Here is a 17,653-nt window from a genome sequence, read left to right as displayed (position 1 = left end):
GCGCCGGGCTACGCGAAGCGCTGGCCGCCGCAGGAGCTGGCGCTGGCGCCGGTGCTGCCGGGGCGCTGGCGTAGCCGCTGAAACGACGGTTGCTGCGCGAGATGGTGTGGACTTTCTCGCAGAGCATCTGTTTGACCTTCTCGGGGTTGCGCGAGATGTCTTCGAAGTTCTTGGGCAGGTAATCCACCGCCCCCGCGTCCAGCGCATCCAGGGTTACCCGGGCGCCTTCGTGGGTCAGTGAGGAGAACATCAGAACCGGGGTCGGGCAGCGCTGCATGATGTGACGAACTGCGGTAATGCCATCCATCATCGGCATTTCGTAGTCCATGGTGATCACGTCAGGCTTGAGGGCCAGCGCCTGCTCGATCGCTTCCTTGCCGTTGGTGGCGGTACCGACCACTTGAATCGTTGTGTCAGAGGAAAGAATTTCCGAGACGCGCCGGCGGAAAAAGCCGGAATCGTCTACCACCAGAACCTTGACTGCCATAAAAACTCCATAGAGCCCGCCCAGTGACTGGTGCGGCCCGTTTCATCAACCTCTGATCCACCTGGGTTACAAAGGTGGACAAAGAACCTGTGGGAGCGAATTCATTCGCGAAAATGGTTCAGGCGCTACCTATCTGTTGCCTGTACCGGCCCTCGTCGGAATGCCGCCCGGAATGAATTCTCTCCCTCAGGGTTCAATGCATCGCGGCCTTCAAATACGCCGTGCGGCGTAACGCTTGAGCATGCTTGGTACGTCGAGGATCAGCGCGATGCGGCCATCACCGGTAATGGTGGCGCCCGACATGCCTGGCGTACCTTGCAACATCTTGCCCAGCGGTTTGATGACCACTTCTTCCTGACCCACCAGTTGATCGACCACAAAGCCGATGCGCTGGGTGCCGACCGACAGGATCACCACGTGGCCTTCGCGCTGCTCTTCGTAAGCGGCAGAGCTGACCAGCCAGCGCTTGAGGTAGAACAGCGGCAGTGCCTTGTCGCGCACGATGACCACTTCCTGACCATCGACGACGTTGGTGGTCGACAGGTCCAGGTGGAAGATCTCGTTGACGTTGACCAGCGGGAAGGCGAAGGCCTGGTTGCCCAGCATCACCATCAGGGTCGGCATGATCGCCAGGGTCAGCGGGACCTTGATGACGATCTTCGAGCCCTGGCCCTTGGTCGAATAGATGTTGATCGAGCCGTTGAGCTGGGCGATCTTGGTTTTCACCACGTCCATGCCCACGCCACGGCCGGACACATCGGAGATCTCGGTCTTGGTCGAAAAGCCCGGTGCGAAGATCAGGTTGTAGCAGTCGGTGTCGCTCAAACGGTCTGCCGCATCCTTGTCCATGACACCGCGCTTGACCGCGATAGCACGCAGTACGGCCGGGTCCATGCCTTTGCCGTCATCGGAAATCGACAGGAGGATGTGGTCGCCTTCCTGTTCCGCCGAGAGCACCACGCGTCCGCCACGAGCCTTGCCCGATGCTTCGCGCTCTTCCGGCGATTCGATACCGTGGTCCACCGCGTTGCGCACCAAGTGCACCAACGGGTCGGCCAGCGCCTCGACAAGGTTCTTGTCCAGGTCGGTCTCTTCACCCACCAGTTCAAGGTTGATCTCTTTCTTCAGCTGACGGGCCAGATCGCGAACCAGTCGCGGGAAGCGACCGAAGACTTTCTTGATCGGCTGCATGCGCGTCTTCATGACGGCGGTCTGCAGGTCAGCGGTGACCACGTCCAGATTGGACACGGCCTTGGACATGGCTTCATCGGCGCTGTTGGCACCCAGGCGCACCAGGCGGTTACGCACCAGCACCAGTTCGCCAACCATGTTCATGATTTCGTCCAACCGCGCCGTGTCGACGCGCACGGTGGTTTCCGCTTCGGTCGGTGCCTTGTCGCCGGTAGCCGGTGCCGGAGCGCGGGCGGCGGCGGGAGCAGCGGCCGGTGCTGGAGCCGCTTTCGCCGGGGCAGCAGCGGGTGTCGGTGCAGCCGCTGCCGCAGCCGGTTTGGCAGGCTCGGCTTTCGGCGGCTCGACCTTGGCAGGTTCGGCTTTCTTCGCCGGTGCCGTCGCGGCTGCAGCGCTCGCCGCTACGTCTGGCGAGAAGCTGCCTTTGCCGTGCAGTTGGTCGAGCAGTGCTTCAAATTCGTTATCGGTGATTTCGTCCGATGCCGGTGCAGCCGATTCGACGGCAGCAGGCGCAGCGGCAGCTGGGGCTGCAGCGGCGTCAGGCGAGAAACTGCCCTTGCCGTGCAACTGATCGAGCAGCGCTTCGAATTCGTCATCGGTGATTTCATCACTGGCAGGCGCGCTGGCAGGTGCGGCGGCCGCTGTCGGGACAACCGCATCGACAGCGAATTGCCCTTTGCCGTGCAGCTGATCGAGCAGCGATTCGAATTCGGCGTCAGTGATTTCATCGCTGGCCGCTTCATTGGCGGATGCCGGGGCTGCTGCGACTGGAGCAGGCACGGCTGCGCCAGCGGCTTGAGCCTTGACCGCATTGAGCGAGTCCAGCAGTTGTTCGAATTCCTGGTCGGTGATGTCCTCGGACGGCGCCTCGGCCACCGGCTCCGGCGCTACAGGAGCGGGCGCTGCAGCCACTTCGTCAGCCGACGCAGGCTCAGCCAGACGCGACAGCGCGGCGAGCAGTTCAGGCGTGGCCGGGGTGATGTCCGAACGCTCACGCACCTGACCGAACATACTGTTGACGGTGTCCAGGGCTTCAAGCACGACGTCCATGAGTTCCGCGTCGACCCGGCGCTCACCTTTGCGCAGGATGTCGAACACGTTTTCGGCGATGTGACAGCATTCAACCAGCTCGTTGAGCTGGAGGAAGCCGGCGCCCCCTTTTACAGTGTGAAAACCGCGAAAAATTGCATTGAGCAGATCCGCATCATCCGGCCGGCTTTCCAGCTCGACCAGCTGCTCGGACAACTGCTCCAGAATCTCGCCGGCCTCTACCAGAAAATCCTGAAGGATTTCTTCATCGGCGCCGAAGCTCATTGGGGGTGCTCCTAAAATTAACCGTCAAACCGATCCAGGGGCTGCGTCGCTGGCCTGCGCGCCTTGCTTTCGTCGAAGCATTCACGCATCAGGCCCGCAGCCTCTTTCACATAGAACCCCGGCTCTAGAATCTAGAAGCCAAGGCTGGATAGCAGATCGTCAACATCATCCTGACCGGATACGACGTCTTCACGTTTATCGGCATGAATCTGCGGACCTTCACCCTTGGAATGAAGTTTTTCCTGTTCTTTTTGCTGACGGAACACTTCCTGGTCGTGCTCGATGCCAGCAAAGCGATCGACCTGGCTTGCCATCAGCACCAACTTGAGCAGATTGCTCTCGACTTCGGTCACCAGCGTCGTCACACGCTTGATCACCTGGCCGGTCAGGTCCTGATAGTCCTGGGCCAGCAGAATGTCGTTGAGGTGGCTGGCGACCTCGTGGGTCTCCTTCTCGCTGCGCGCAAGGAAACCCTCGACGCGGCGGGCCAGATCACGAAACTCCTCGGCACCGATCTCGCGACGCATGAAGCGCCCCCAATCGTCGCTGAGCGCCTTGGCGTCCGTGCTCAGGCCATTCATCAATGGCGTGCTCTGCTCCACCAGGTCCATGGTGCGGTTGGCCGCACCTTCCGTGAGCCTGACAACATACGACAGGCGCTCGGTGGCATCCGTGATCTGCGACACCTCTTCGGCTTGCGGCATGTGCGGGTCAATCTGGAAATTGACGATTGCGCTGTGCAGCTCGCGCGTCAGTTTGCCGACTTCCTGATACAGGCCGCGATCGCGGGTCTGGTTTAGCTCATGGATAAGTTGCACGGCGTCGCCGAACTTGCCCTTTTCAAGGCTCGCGACGAGTTCTTGTGCATGTTTCTTCAGGGTCGACTCGAAGTCACCCATCGTCGAATCTTTAGGATCCATAGCGCCCTCGCAGCGGACATCAGCTATTGACGCGCTCGAATATCTTCTCGATCTTTTCTTTGAGAACCTGAGCAGTGAAAGGCTTCACGACGTAGCCGTTCACACCGGCCTGAGCGGCCTCGATGATCTGCTCGCGCTTGGCTTCGGCGGTGACCATCAGTACCGGCAGATGGCGCAGGCGCTCATCGGCACGGACCTGACGCAGCAGGTCGATGCCGGACATGCCGGGCATGTTCCAGTCAGTCACCAGGAAATCGAAAGCCCCGCTCTGCAGCATCGGCAATGCGGTGGTACCGTCATCTGCTTCGGCCGTGTTGGTGAACCCAAGGTCACGCAACAGGTTTTTTATGATCCGCCGCATCGTTGAGAAGTCATCAACGATGAGGATTTTCATGTTCTTGTCCAATTCGACCTCCAAGCAGTCTTTAACGCGCCCAGCTCCCGGACGCGCGTTCAATCAATACCGGTACAGCACAACTACCGGTTACACGAAAACGAGGGGGCTTTGGAATCGAAAGGTACGAGCACAGCGGAACAGAGTCACGAAGACCTGATCCGACCGGCTCCTGCCTTGTCTCTTTTGCTTCCCACACCACATCTTGCACAGCCGGTCTTGCATGTTACTCACAGGCCCCGCAACCGGCACCCGTGTTGATGGGTCAGCGCGCGCGCCATTCTCCCAGGCGTCCGCGCAGACGGGCGGCACACTGGCTGTGCAACTGGCTGACACGCGACTCGCTGACCCCCAGGACCTCACCGATTTCCTTGAGGTTCAGCTCTTCGTCGTAGTACAGCGCCAACACCAGGCGTTCACGCTCGGGCAGGTTGGCAATGGCGTCGGCCAGTGCGCTCTGGAAGCGCTCGTCTTCCAGATCCCGTGACGGTTCCAGCGACTGGCTCGCGCCATCCTCATGCAGCCCTTCATGCTCGCCGTCCTGCAACAGGTCGTCGAAGCTGAACAGGCGACTGCCCAAGGTATCGTTCAGAATCGCGTAGTAATCGTCCAGGCTCAATTGAAGTTCGGCAGCAACCTCATGATCTTTAGCGTCGCGGCCGGTTTTTGCTTCAATTGCACGAATCGCGTCGCTGACCATGCGCGTGTTGCGGTGGACCGAACGGGGCGCCCAGTCTCCCTTGCGCACTTCATCGAGCATCGCGCCGCGGATACGAATACCCGCGTAGGTCTCGAAACTCGCACCCTTGGTGGAGTCGTACTTGGTCGAGACTTCGAGCAGACCGATCATGCCGGCCTGGATCAGATCCTCGACCTGCACGCTGGCCGGCAAACGCGCCAGCAAGTGGTAAGCGATGCGCTTGACCAGAGGGGCATAACGCTCGATCAGCTCATACTGGGAATCTTTGGATGATTTGCTGTACATGCGATAGCCACTTGCAGTCATGACACTGGCCCTGCGCTGGTCTGATGAACCAGCCGCTCAACGAAAAATTCAAGGTGGCCACGCGGGTTCGCCGGCAGTGGCCAGGTATCGACCTTCTGTGCAATGGCCTTGAATGCCAGGGCACATTTGGAACGTGGAAACGCTTCATACACGGCGCGCTGTTTTTGCACGGCCTTGCGCACGCATTCGTCGTACGGCACAGCGCCCACATACTGCAGGGCCACGTCGAGGAAGCGGTCGGTGACCTTGGTCAGCTTGGCAAACAGGTTGCGCCCTTCCTGCGGGCTCTGGGCCATGTTGGCCAGCACGCGGAAGCGGTTCATGCCGTGGTCGCGGTTAAGCAGTTTGATCAGCGCGTAGGCGTCAGTGATCGAGGTCGGCTCATCGCACACCACCAGCAGCACTTCCTGCGCTGCGCGTACGAAGCTGACCACCGATTCGCCAATCCCGGCGGCGGTGTCGATCACCAGCACGTCGAGGTTGTCGCCGATTTCGCTGAACGCCTGAATCAGGCCGGCATGCTGCGCCGGGCTCAACTGAACCATGGTCTGGGTGCCGGATGCCGCAGGCACGATGCGTACACCGCCCGGGCCCTGCAACAGGACATCGCGCAGCTCGCAGCGGCCTTCGATGACATCGGCCAGGGTGCGTTTTGGGGTCAGCCCCAACAATACGTCGACGTTGGCCAGACCCAGATCGGCATCCAGCAACATGACGCGACGTCCCAGCTCGGCCAAGGCCAGCGAGAGGTTCACTGACACATTGGTCTTGCCTACGCCACCTTTGCCACCGGTCACCGCGATAACCTGAACGGGATGCATGCTGCCCATAGTTAATTCTTTACCTTGTCTTGCTTAGACCAAAGCCACATTTCGGGCTGCACGTTCACTGAGTGAACAATGCCTGGCAGACCATCGATGCAGGTATTTTCCAATGTCATTTTCCTTAACCTAGCCCGCGCGCTTGCCGGTGCTGTGATAAAGATCCGCAAACATATCCGCCATCGCTTCCTCGCTAGGCTCCTCCTGCATCTGCACACTGACGGCACGGCTTACCAACTGGTGCCGACGGGGCAGATGCAGATCATCCGGTATGCGCGGGCCATCAGTGAGATAGGCCACAGGCAGTTCGTGTGTCACGGCAAGGCTCAGCACTTCGCCAAGGCTTGCGGTTTCGTCGAGCTTGGTCAGGATGCACCCGGCCAGGCCGCAACGCTTGTAACTGTGATAGGCCGCGGTCAGTACCTGTTTCTGGCTGGTTGTCGCCAGTACCAAGTAATTGCGCGCCTTGATGCCGCGACCGGCCAGGCTTTCGAGCTGCAGGCGCAGGGCCGGATCGCTGGCTTGGAGGCCTGCGGTATCGATCAGCACCACGCGCTTGCGCAGCAACGGTTCCAGCGCCTGAGCCAGGGATTGCCCCGGATCGACGTGGGTCACCGGCACATTGAGAATCCGGCCCAGCGTCTTGAGTTGTTCCTGAGCCCCGATGCGAAAGCTGTCCATGCTCACCAGCGCGATATTTTGCGCGCCGTATTTCAACACATAACGGGCCGCGAGTTTGGCTAACGTGGTGGTCTTGCCCATACCGGCAGGGCCGACCATGGCGATCACCCCGCCCTCTTCCAGCGGCTCGACGTCAGGTGTGACGATCATGCGCGCCAGGTGAGCCAGCAACATGCGCCAGGCATGAGGCTGATCGTCAACGTCCGGGACCATGTTCAACAGATCGCGCGACAGCGGGCCAGACAGACCCACACGTTGCAGGCGACGCCACAGATTAGCCTGTTGCGGACGGCTGCCCTGCAGTTGATTCCAGGCCAGCGACCCAAGCTGGACTTCCAGCAGTTCACGCAGGCCGTTCAATTCAGAGCGCATCGAATCGTAAGCGCGCTGGCTGATGCCCGGCTCGGCGTGGGTTTGACGCTCGGCGCGCTCGGCACGGTCAGCCGCGATTGCAGCGTGGATCGAGGGGCGGAACGGTTCGTCCAGCGTCGGCTCGATCTGCTGCTTGCTGTCATCCATGGCAAGACCGGCGAACAACTGCCGGTTGGCGACGGTGTCCAGTTCGCTGCGGCTGGTCAGCTCGGCCTGAGCGGTGACGATGCGCGACTGAGTCTTGCGCAGCTCGTCTTCGAGCTCGATGTTCGGCACACGCGGGGCCAGCGCAGACAATTTGTAGTCCAGCGCGGCAGTCAGCTCCACGCCACCGGCGATCCGCCGGTTGCCGATGATGGCGGCTTCAGCGCCCAGCTCATCACGAACCAGTTTCATGGCTTGTCGCATATCGGCGGCGAAAAAACGCTTAACTTGCATGACTCACTACCTCAGCCGTTCGGCCCGACAGTCGCTACGATGGTGACTTGCTTATTGTCAGGAATTTCCTGGTAAGCCAAAACATGCATGTTCGGAACCGCCAGGCGCCCAAAGCGGGACAACATGGCACGTACCGGACCTGCGACCAACAATATAACCGGCTGACCCTGCATCTCCTGACGCTGCGCTGCTTCGATCAACGAGCGCTGAAGCTTCTCAGCCATACTCGGTTCGAGCAGAACGCCTTCTTCCTGACCCTGACCCGCCTTCTGCAGACTATTGAGCAATATCTGTTCCAACCTTGGCTCAAGGGTGATAACAGGCAGCTCCGGCTCAATGCCGACAATGCTTTGCACGATTGCGCGGGACAAACCGACCCGGACAGCGGCCACCAGCGCGGCGGTATCTTGACTCCGCGCGGCGTTGTTGGCGATGGCTTCGGCAATGCTGCGAATATCGCGCACCGGCACCTGCTCGGCCAACAGCGCCTGCAACACCTTGAGCAGCGCCGACAACGACAGCACCCCAGGCACCAGCTCTTCAGCCAGTTTTGGCGAGCTTTTGGCCAGCAACGTCATCAGTTGCTGGACTTCTTCATGACCAATCAGCTCATGAGAGTGTTTGTAGAGGATCTGGTTCAAGTGGGTCGCCACTACAGTGCTAGCATCGACCACGGTGTAGCCCAGCGACTGCGCCTGAGCGCGCTGGCTGATTTCGATCCAGACCGCCTCAAGCCCAAACGCCGGGTCTTTGGCAGTGATGCCGTTGAGGCTGCCGAACACTTGACCGGGGTTGATCGCAAGCTCCCGGTCCGGGTAGATCTCGGCTTCGGCCAGGGTCACGCCCATCAGCGTCAAACGATACGCGCTCGGCGCCAGATCCAGGTTGTCGCGAATGTGTACGGTCGGCATCAAAAAGCCCAACTCTTGCGACAGCTTCTTGCGCACACCCTTGATCCGCGCCAGCAACTGACCACCCTGGTTGCGGTCCACCAGCGGAATCAGGCGATAGCCCACCTCCAGGCCGATCATGTCGATCGGGGTGACGTCATCCCAGCCCAGCTCTTTGGACTCCTGCACGCGGTTAGGGGCCGGCAGCAGCTCCTGTTGACGCTTGACCTCCTGAATGGCCGCCAGCTTGACCATGTTCTGTTTTTTCCACAGCAGGTAAGCACCACCGGCGGCGGCCAGACCCAGGCTGATGAACGAGAAGTGCGGCATGCCTGGCACCAGGCCCATGACGATCATGATGCCCGCGGACACCGCCAGCGCCTTGTGCGAGGTGAACATCTGGCGTCCTACCAGCTTGCCCATCTCTTCGGAGCCGGAGGCGCGGGTCACCATGATGGCCGCCGCGGTGGAGAGCAGCAGCGACGGCAATTGCGCCACCAAACCGTCACCGATCGTCAACAGGGCGTAGACCTTGCCGGCGTCGCCAAAGGACATGTTGTGCTGCAGGATACCCACCAGCATGCCGCCGATGAGGTTGATGAACAGGATCAACAGGCCAGCGATGGCGTCACCGCGCACGAACTTGCTGGCACCGTCCATGGAGCCGTAAAACTCGGCCTCCTGGGCAACTTCCAGACGACGACGCTTGGCTTCGGGCTGATCGATCAGGCCAGCGTTGAGGTCGGCGTCGATAGCCATCTGCTTGCCAGGCATCGCATCGAGGGTGAAACGCGCGCTCACCTCGGAGATACGACCGGCACCTTTGGTCACCACGACGAAGTTGATGATCATCAGAATCGCGAAGACCACGATACCGACGACGTAGTTACCGCCGATCACCACTTCACCGAAGGCCTGGATCACCTTACCGGCAGCGGCGTGGCCGTCCTGACCGTGGAGCATGACCACCCGGGTGGACGCGACGTTGAGCGCCAGGCGCAGCAGGGTCGCGATCAGCAGGATGGTGGGGAACACGGAGAAGTCCAGCGGCCGCAGTGCATAAACGCAGACCAGCAGAACCACGATGGACAACGCGATGTTGAACGTGAAGAACACGTCCAGCAGAAACGGCGGCATCGGCAACATCATCATTGCCAGCATGACCAGCAACAGCAACGGCACGCCCAGCTGACCGCGACCCAGGCCGATCAACCCGGAGCGAGCGTTAGTGATTAATTGAGAGCGATCCACCGATTCTGTACCTGCGCGTTAAATCAAACTTTTGACGCCAAAGGCGCTGTAACGCAGGTATTGCAAAAACCTGTCCAACTCTTGGAAAGCGCTGAAAATATCAGAGTGCCACTATTCGGATTTGTGTTTTGGTCGACAGATTTCTGTTGAGTGGGAAAGGATTAGTGTTTTAAGAGGGTTGGTTTTGGATTCTTACTTTGATGCCCGCCAGGGCATCAAATTAAGAATCCAAAGCCAACCCTTAAGAATCGCGCCTCAAATCCGGCGGAATCGGCAGGTTATCCTTCAACGGATCAGGCCGCTTGCCGCGCCCCGACCGGTACTGACGAATCTGGTAGACATACGCCAACACCTGCGCCACCGCCAGATACAGCCCCGCCGGAATCTCCTGGTCCAGCTCTGTGCTGTAGTAAATCGACCGCGCCAGCGCTGGCGACTCCAACAGCTGGATTTCATGCTGCGTGGCAATCTCGCGAATCTTCAGCGCGATGAAATCCGTGCCCTTGGCCAGCAGCATCGGCGCCCCACCCTTGTCCGGGTCGTACTTGAGCGCCACCGCATAGTGAGTCGGGTTGGTGATGACCACATCCGCCTCCGGAATTGCTGCCATCATCCGTCGCTGCGACATCTCGCGCTGCAACTGACGAATCCGCTGCTTGACCTCCGGTCGCCCCTCGCTGTCCTTGTGCTCGTCGCGCACTTCCTGCTTGGTCATCAGCAGCTTCTTGTGCGCTTCCCACAACTGCACCGGCACGTCCACCGCCGCGATGATCAGCAAGCCCAGGGCCATCCACAACGTACTCCAGCCCACCAGTTGCAGGCTGTGCACCACCGCCATTTCCAGTGGTTCATGGGCAATGGCCAGCAGGTCGTTCTTGTCCTTGGCCAGAACCACGACGGCCACGGCAAGCACGATCAGAAACTTGGCGAGGGACTTCAGCAGCTCGATCAACGCCTTGGGCGAGACCATGCGTTTGAGGCCTGCCAGAGGGTTCATGCGGCTGAACTTGGGCGCCAGCGAACCCGCTGCGAACAGCCAGCCACCCAGGGATATAGGGCCGATCAATGCGGCAATGGTCAAGGCGACCAGCAGCGGTGTCACCGACATCAGCGCGGCCTTGCCCGATACCAGCAGCATCAGGCTCATGCTGCGTTCTTCCATCAGCGCCTCGCGCGAGATGGTGAAGTTCTCGCGCATCAACTGCATCATCATTTCCGCCATGGAGCCGCCGAACGCCAGCAACCCGGCGGCGCCGACGATCATGATGATGACGGTGTTGAGCTCTTTGGAGCGGGCGATTTCGCCCTTCTCTCTGGCCTCACGCTTGCGCTTGTCCGTGGGGTCTTCTGTCTTGTCCTGACCGCTCTCGCTTTCAGCCATGTCAGCGCGCCTTGACCATGTCCCTGAGCAACTGCAAGGCGTCGACCGCCAGCGGTTGGTACTGATTGAGAATGTCGCCGAGGGAGATCCACAAGATCCCCATACCCAGCACCAGGGTCAGCGGAAAACCGATGGAGAAGATGTTCAGCTGCGGCGCCGCGCGGGTCATGATGCCCATGGCGATGTTGACCACCAGCAGCGCAGTGATCGCAGGCAATACCAGCACCAGCGCAGCGCCAAGCACCCAGCCCAGGCGCAACACCAGTTCCCAGAAATTGGCGGTCACCAGCCCTTGCCCGACCGGCAGGGTAGTGAAGCTTTCGATCAGCACCTCGAACACCACCAGATGCCCGTTCATGCTCAGAAACAGCAAGGTCACGACCATGGTGAAGAATTGCCCGATCACCGCTACCGACACGCCGTTGACCGGGTCGACCATGGACGCGAAGCCCATGCCCATCTGGATGGCGACGATCTGCCCGGCAATCACGAATGCCTGAAAGAACAACTGCAACGACAGGCCCAGCGCCGCGCCGATGATGATCTGTTCAGCGATGAGCAGCAGCGCGCTGAGGTCCAGGGCGTGAACTTCCGGCATCGGCGGCAGGCTGGGCGCCACCACGACCGTAATCGCAACCGCGAAAAAAAGCCGTATCCGCCTCGGCAACAGGGTCGTGCCGAACACCGGCATGGTCATCAGCACCGCCGCAATGCGAAACAGCGGCAGCATGAACGCCGCCACCCAGGTGCTGATCTGCGTATCGGTCAGCGCCAGTACAGGTTCCATGGGCGAATCAGCCGATGACTTGCGGGATGCTGGTGTACAGGTTGGTGATGTACTCCATGAACGTGCGCATCAGCCAAGGGCCAACGACAATCAGGGTCACCAGCATCACCAGCAGGCGCGGCAGGAAGCTCAGGGTCTGTTCGTTGATCTGCGTGGCGGCCTGAAACATCGACACCACAAGGCCGACGATCAGGCTCGGCACCACCAGAATCGCCACCAGGGTCGTGGTCAGCCACAGGGCTTCGCGGAACAGATCGATAACGACTTCCGGGGTCATGCCGCGCACTCCTCGTCAAACAGGTTCATACGCCACCAAAGCTGCCGGCCAGCGTGCCGATGATCAGTGCCCATCCGTCCACCAGCACGAACAGCATGATCTTGAACGGCAAAGAAATGATCAGGGGGGAAAGCATCATCATACCCATGGCCATCAACACACTGGCGACCACCAGGTCGATGATCAGGAACGGGATAAAAATCATGAAGCCGATCTGAAACGCCGTTTTCAGCTCCGAGGTCACGAAAGCCGGAACGATGATGGTCAGCGGCGCAGCGTCCGGGGTGGCGATGTCGGTGCGCTTGGACAGACGCATGAACAGGTCAAGGTCGCTGGAGCGGGTCTGCGCCAGCATGAAGTCCTTGATCGGCACCTCGGCCTTGGCCACGGCGTCCTGGGCCGTCATCTTCTCGGCCAGGTACGGCTGCAGCGCATCATTGTTCACCCGGTCGAACACCGGGGCCATGATGAACAGCGTCAAAAACAGCGCCATGCCGGTGAGGATCTGGTTCGACGGCGTCTGTTGCAGACCCAGCGCCTGGCGCAGGATCGAGAACACGATGATGATTCGCGTGAAGCTGGTCATCAGCATGACGAACGCCGGAATGAAGCTCAGCGCGGTCATGATCAGCAGGATTTGCAGGCTGACCGAATACTCCTGCTGACCATTGGCGCCAGTGCCCAGGGAGATCGCCGGAATCGACAACGGGTCGGCGGCGAACGCCAGCGGCGCTGCCAACAGCAACAGCAGCGTCAAAACAATGCGCATCAGTTCTTATCCTTTTGACCCTGTTTACCCAGCACTTCCAGCAGACGCTTGGCGAACTCTGGCGTGGCGTTCTGAGCGTCGGGCACCTTGACCGGCTCATTCATCACGTGAAGCGCAGTGATGCTGCCCGGCGAAACCCCCAACAGCACCTGCTCGTTACCGACCTGAACCAGCACCAGACGATCACGCGGCCCAAGGGCACGAGAGCCCACCAGTTCGATGACCTGATTGCCCGCAGGACCGGTGCTCTGGACCCGGCGCAAAAGCCAGGCAAGGCCGAAGATCAGCGCCACCACCAGACCCAGCCCGAGCACCAGTTGCATCAACTGTCCGCCAACACCGCTGCTCAACGCGCTGACCGGCGGCACAACCGCAGGCGCGGCATTTGGCGCGACGGTGGCAGCCGGTGCGGCAGGCGTCGCAGTCTCGGCTGCCATGACGACGTCCGACACCAGCAGCACGGTCGCAGCCAGCAGGCCTGTGAGGCCTCTCACCAGAAACCTGCTCACTTAGCGCAGCTTCTTGATGCGTTCACTCGGGCTGATCACGTCCGTCAGGCGAATCCCGAACTTCTCGTTCACCACCACGACCTCACCGTGAGCGATCAGCGTGCCGTTGACCAGCACATCCAGCGGCTCACCGGCGAGGCGATCCAGCTCGATCACCGAGCCCTGGTTCAGTTGCAGCAGGTTGCGAATGTTGATGTCGGTGCTGCCCACTTCCATGGAAATGGACACCGGGATGTCCAGGATCACGTCCAGATTAGGGCCGTCCAACGACACCGGGCCGGTCTGTTTCGGCACGCTGCCGAACTCTTCCATCGCCAGGCGACTGGTCGAAGAATGGCCAGCGTCTGCAGCCAGCAGCGCGTCGATGTCCGCCTGACCGCCCTCGCCCGCTTCGCCCAGGGCCGCAGCCCACTCGTCGGCCAGTGCCTGGTCGTCTGCGGAGTTCATTTCGTTTTCATCAGCCATGGTGGTCCTCGGCGAGCAATATTCGTTTACACAGCAATTCGTTTAACAGCGCGTTGAGCAATTGACGGCAATGCCTCAGCGGCGTTCGACCGGTTCGACCACTTGCAGGGCCAGATTGCCCTTGTGCGAACCCAGCTTGACCTTGAAAGACGGCACGCCGTTGGCCCGCATGATCAAATGATCATTGAGCTCCACCGGAATCACGTCGCCCGGCTGCATGTGCAGGATGTCGCGCAGCTTGAGCTGACGACGGGCAACAGTGGCGCTTAGTGGCACGGCGACGTCCATGACGTCCTGTTTGAGGGCGTTGACCCAGCGCTCGTCCTGGTCATCCAGGTCGGACTGGAAGCCGGCATCGAGCATTTCGCGCACCGGCTCGATCATCGAGTACGGCATGGTCACGTGCAGGTCGCCGCCACCGCCATCGAGTTCGATGTGAAAGGTCGAAACCACGATCGCTTCGCTCGGGCCGACGATGTTGGCCATGGCCGGGTTCACTTCCGAGTTGATGTACTCGAAGTTCACTTCCATGATCGCCTGCCAGGCTTCCTTCAAGTCGATAAACGCCTGATCCAGCACGATCCGCACCACGCGCAGCTCGGTCGGGGTGAATTCCCGGCCTTCGATCTTGGCGTGACGACCGTCGCCACCAAAGAAGTTGTCCACCAGCTTGAACACCAGCTTGGCGTCCAGGATGAACAGCGCAGTGCCGCGCAACGGCTTGATCTTGACCAGGTTCAGACTGGTCGGCACGTACAGCGAGTGCACGTATTCGCCGAATTTCATCACCTGCACGCCGCCCACCGCCACGTCCGCAGAACGGCGCAGCAGGTTGAACATGCTGATGCGGGTGTAACGGGCGAAACGCTCATTGATCATTTCCAGGGTCGGCATGCGTCCGCGGACGATGCGGTCCTGACTGGTCAGGTCATAACTCTTGACGCTGCCCGGTTCGATGACGCTTTCGGTCTGTACCAGACCATCGTCCACGCCATGCAGCAGCGCGTCGATTTCATCCTGGGACAGCAGGTCTTGCACGGCCATGTCGTGGTCCTACTGCAGTACGTAGTTAGTGAAAAGAACCTGTTCGATGACGCTTTTGTTCAGCTCTTTCTGGCCGACTTCCTGCACCACCGCAGCGGCCTTCTGGCGCAGCATTTCCATGCCCACCGGCGTTGCGATGGTGTCGAATGGCTGGCCGGAAAACATCATCACCAGGTTATTGCGAATGACCGGCATGTGCACTTTCAGCGCTTCCAGATCAGCGTGGTCACGGGCCAGCAAAGTCATGCTGACCTGCATGTAACGCTGACGGCCGTTGACGTTGTAGTTGACCACGAAAGGCGGCGTCAGCGGCTCGAAGATTGCCTCCTTCTTGACGTTGGCAGCCTCGGCGGCCGCCGCCGGGTCAGGCTTGCTTTCGGCCTTGTGCATGATGAACCAGGTCGCGCCGACCGACAGACCAACAGCCAGCAGCAGGCCCACCACTACAAGAATGATGACCTTCAACTTGCCTTTTTTTGCGGGGTCTTTAACTGCGTCGTCGCTCTTCGCCATGCCAATAATCCGTCACTATCCAAGGGGTTCGGTGTTGCGTGACAGAGGGAGAGCAAGGGTTGTGCCAGAGTTGAAAACAGAAGGGTAGAACGACTGTGGGAGCGAATTCATTCGCGATACGCCGGTACATTCGACATGAATACATCGACTGTACCGGCCTCTCGCGAATGAATTCGCTCCCACAGATGTTGGGGCGTGGCGGATTGATCGGCCACGCGATGAATCACGCGTAATAATCGACCGCGCTGGAACCCACCACGGTCAGTGGCGCGCTGGCCGCAGCGGAAGCCGGGTCAATCGGTGCGCCATCGGCGATCAGGTCGCTGCCGCTGACATTGCCCGTGCCGCGGGTGCCATTGCCACGCTGGGCATCGCCGCCCGACTGCTGCTGCGCCTGTTGCTGCATGTTGCGCGACTGGTCCGAAACGTTGACGTCCACCTGCCCCATGCCCTGCTGGGCGAACGAATCGCGCAGGCGTGCCATCTGGCTCTCCAGCGCGTCACGCACACCGACGTGGGCGCTCATGAAGGTGATCTGGGTCTGCTGATCTGCCGCCATATTGACGCGAATATCCAGCCGACCCAGTTCAGCTGGCTCAAGCTGGATGTCGGCCTGCTTCAGGCTCTGACTGGACAGATACATCACGCGGTTGACCACGCCCTCGGTCCAGCCACTCTGGTTCATCGCCAGCGGCTGATTCAGAGGCGACGCCGTGGCGGCGCTAGTTTTGGTCTGCGCAGCCTGGGACAGCGCGGCCAGACGATCGGCGAAGTTATCGACGCGAGTATCGCTGCTCGCGCCTTTCACATCTTTCAGGCCATCAGCCAGCAGACCGCTGAAAGCCTTGTCGCCGCCCGTTTTTGCCGAATCCTTATCCACCGGCTGATCGCCCAGCGCCGCCAGATTACCGGCCAGCATTTGCGTCTGGTCAGCGTTGGGGTCCTGGCTGCCATTGGTCTTGCTGGCGTCCGCCCCATGAATGGATGACTGCGCGGTCTGCTGGCCCTTGCTCTCCAGCGCGACCTGAACGGCGGTCAGGCCTTCCAGCGGATCGGCAGATGGGTCGAAGGTATCGTCCGGCGTGTCGCTGGTTGCAGTCGGCGCTTGAACCACCGGCGGCGGAATCACGGGAGCGTTAGCGGCCATCAACGTGGCAGGATCGACGACAGGCTGCGCATCCACTACCGGCACCGGCTCGACAGGCGGGGTCGCGGCCAGGGTCGGGTCCAGCGTCGGATCGCTGGCAGTGGCATCGACGACGCTGGTGTCCGAGGCTGCGGTTGCGGTATCGGTGGTGTCGTCCTGCGAATCGTCATCGTCGCCATCATCGGCGCTTTTGTCGGTCTTGCCGCTGTCGGCTTTGCCGTTGACGGTCTTGTTGGCAGGCAAGCCATTGCCGTTACCGGCAACGGATTTGTCAGCGGCGGCAGACGAATGGCTGGCGTTTGCCTTGTTATCCGCTGCCGGACTCTTGGCGCTCGCAGGCTTGGACGGGCTGTCGTCCACGCACGACGACTTGGGCGTGGCCTGCTTGGCAAACACAGTCGAGAAGCTGGAAGCGTTGTCCTTGACGGGGTCTGGCGCCTTTGCCGAAGGGGCGGCACTGGCTTTCTGGGCTTTGGCAGCCGTCAGAGCCGTCAGTAAAGGGTTGTTGGCAAGGGCCATGTTGATCTCCGCAAGAACACGATTGCGAAGAGATTAAGCAAATGGCGGGCCAGATATGCAAAGCCCGTGTATTTGGGCATCAATGCCGGATGAGCGCGGTCTGCAACTCGACGTCGTACACGTCGCGTACCACGCAGTACTCTTCGTCGATGGCCTTGACCAGATGAACGATCTGGGCGTCGCTGACGGCAGCGGCGCCGCGTGCCAGGTCTTCGAGTTGGCGGCAAAGCTCGGACAAGTGAGCAGCGCCCATGTTGCTGCTGCTCCCCTTGAAACTATGGGCCAGCATGCCGACCTGATGCAGCTGAGGAGCAGATGCCGCGCTGAAGTCGGAACCCTGCGTCAGTCGATTCAAATCACCGACGCGTTTTTCGGAATCGTTGATGAACACTTCCAGCAGCGCCGGGTACTCACCTTCCATGACATCGCGCAACGTACCGAGTACGGTCAAATCCACGTGATTTTTCGACACTTGCTCGC

Annotated in this window: 18 protein-coding genes; all 18 read right to left on the bottom strand. The window is 60.5% G+C overall.

The annotated features are described in order from the left end of the window. A partial coding sequence (locus tag AC07V9_RS23090) for a response regulator (RefSeq protein ID WP_495017955.1) occupies positions 1 to 487 on the bottom strand: 487 nt, incomplete at its 3' end. A 210-nt stretch (positions 488 to 697) separates the two neighbouring features. Next, positions 698 to 2,989: a chemotaxis protein CheA gene (locus AC07V9_RS23085; RefSeq protein ID WP_495017954.1), complete on the bottom strand. Its 2,292-nt coding sequence runs from the start codon at positions 2,987 to 2,989 to the stop codon at positions 698 to 700. 131 nt (positions 2,990 to 3,120) lie between these two features. Beyond that, a complete protein-coding gene (locus AC07V9_RS23080; protein ID WP_495017953.1) occupies positions 3,121 to 3,909 on the bottom strand; it encodes a protein phosphatase CheZ in 789 nt (262 codons plus the stop codon). A 19-nt stretch (positions 3,910 to 3,928) separates the two neighbouring features. Continuing rightward, the gene (locus AC07V9_RS23075) at positions 3,929 to 4,303 is read right to left on the bottom strand and encodes a chemotaxis response regulator CheY (RefSeq protein ID WP_175500148.1); all 375 of its coding nucleotides are present in this window, start codon (positions 4,301 to 4,303) and stop codon (positions 3,929 to 3,931) included. 265 nt (positions 4,304 to 4,568) lie between these two features. After that, positions 4,569 to 5,309, bottom strand: coding sequence for an RNA polymerase sigma factor FliA (gene fliA / locus AC07V9_RS23070; RefSeq protein WP_495017952.1), 741 nt, complete (start codon positions 5,307 to 5,309; stop codon positions 4,569 to 4,571). After that, positions 5,306 to 6,139, bottom strand: a complete 834-nt coding sequence (gene fleN / locus AC07V9_RS23065) for a flagellar synthesis regulator FleN (protein WP_495017951.1) — start codon at positions 6,137 to 6,139, stop codon at positions 5,306 to 5,308. The genes fliA and fleN overlap by 4 nt, the downstream gene beginning before the upstream one ends. A 120-nt stretch (positions 6,140 to 6,259) precedes the next feature. Next, entirely contained in the window at positions 6,260 to 7,621 is a 1,362-nt protein-coding gene (gene flhF, locus AC07V9_RS23060; protein WP_495017950.1) for a flagellar biosynthesis GTPase FlhF, read from the bottom strand. 11 nt (positions 7,622 to 7,632) lie between these two features. Continuing rightward, positions 7,633 to 9,762: a flagellar biosynthesis protein FlhA gene (gene flhA / locus AC07V9_RS23055; RefSeq protein ID WP_495017949.1), complete on the bottom strand. Its 2,130-nt coding sequence runs from the start codon at positions 9,760 to 9,762 to the stop codon at positions 7,633 to 7,635. Positions 9,763 to 10,003: 241 nt separating this feature from the next. Then, positions 10,004 to 11,143 carry a flagellar biosynthesis protein FlhB gene (gene flhB, locus AC07V9_RS23050; RefSeq protein ID WP_495017948.1) on the bottom strand — a complete coding sequence of 380 codons (1,140 nt, stop codon included), beginning with the start codon at positions 11,141 to 11,143 and terminating at the stop codon, positions 10,004 to 10,006. Between the two features lies 1 nt (position 11,144). After that, on the bottom strand, positions 11,145 to 11,930 hold the full coding sequence (gene fliR / locus AC07V9_RS23045; RefSeq protein WP_495017947.1) for a flagellar biosynthetic protein FliR: 786 nt from the start codon (positions 11,928 to 11,930) through the stop codon (positions 11,145 to 11,147). A gap of 7 nt (positions 11,931 to 11,937) precedes the next feature. Further along, a complete protein-coding gene (gene fliQ, locus AC07V9_RS23040; RefSeq protein WP_495017946.1) occupies positions 11,938 to 12,207 on the bottom strand; it encodes a flagellar biosynthesis protein FliQ in 270 nt (89 codons plus the stop codon). Between the two features lie 25 nt (positions 12,208 to 12,232). Continuing rightward, a complete protein-coding gene (gene fliP, locus AC07V9_RS23035; RefSeq protein WP_495017945.1) occupies positions 12,233 to 12,976 on the bottom strand; it encodes a flagellar type III secretion system pore protein FliP in 744 nt (247 codons plus the stop codon). Then, on the bottom strand, positions 12,976 to 13,413 hold the full coding sequence (gene fliO, locus AC07V9_RS23030; protein WP_495017959.1) for a flagellar biosynthetic protein FliO: 438 nt from the start codon (positions 13,411 to 13,413) through the stop codon (positions 12,976 to 12,978). The genes fliP and fliO overlap by 1 nt, the downstream gene beginning before the upstream one ends. Before the next feature lie 72 nt (positions 13,414 to 13,485). Next, positions 13,486 to 13,950 carry a flagellar motor switch protein FliN gene (gene fliN, locus AC07V9_RS23025; protein ID WP_495017944.1) on the bottom strand — a complete coding sequence of 155 codons (465 nt, stop codon included), beginning with the start codon at positions 13,948 to 13,950 and terminating at the stop codon, positions 13,486 to 13,488. Positions 13,951 to 14,025: 75 nt separating this feature from the next. Continuing rightward, a complete protein-coding gene (fliM, locus tag AC07V9_RS23020; protein ID WP_495017943.1) occupies positions 14,026 to 14,994 on the bottom strand; it encodes a flagellar motor switch protein FliM in 969 nt (322 codons plus the stop codon). Between the two features lie 9 nt (positions 14,995 to 15,003). After that, positions 15,004 to 15,507 (bottom strand): flagellar basal body-associated protein FliL, encoded by a 504-nt coding sequence (fliL, locus tag AC07V9_RS23015; protein ID WP_495017942.1) that lies wholly within the window; start codon positions 15,505 to 15,507, stop codon positions 15,004 to 15,006. A 223-nt stretch (positions 15,508 to 15,730) separates the two neighbouring features. Beyond that, the gene (locus tag AC07V9_RS23010; protein WP_495017941.1) at positions 15,731 to 17,173 is read right to left on the bottom strand and encodes a flagellar hook-length control protein FliK; all 1,443 of its coding nucleotides are present in this window, start codon (positions 17,171 to 17,173) and stop codon (positions 15,731 to 15,733) included. A gap of 79 nt (positions 17,174 to 17,252) precedes the next feature. Then, positions 17,253 to 17,645, bottom strand: coding sequence for an Hpt domain-containing protein (locus AC07V9_RS23005; RefSeq protein WP_495017940.1), 393 nt, complete (start codon positions 17,643 to 17,645; stop codon positions 17,253 to 17,255). Positions 17,646 to 17,653 lie beyond the last annotated feature (8 nt).

Source organism: Pseudomonas sp. GW821-FHT02A11 (assembly GCF_059421985.1).
The sequence above is the reverse complement of the archived record's forward strand: the minus strand, read 5'-3'. Positions and strand labels throughout refer to the sequence as shown.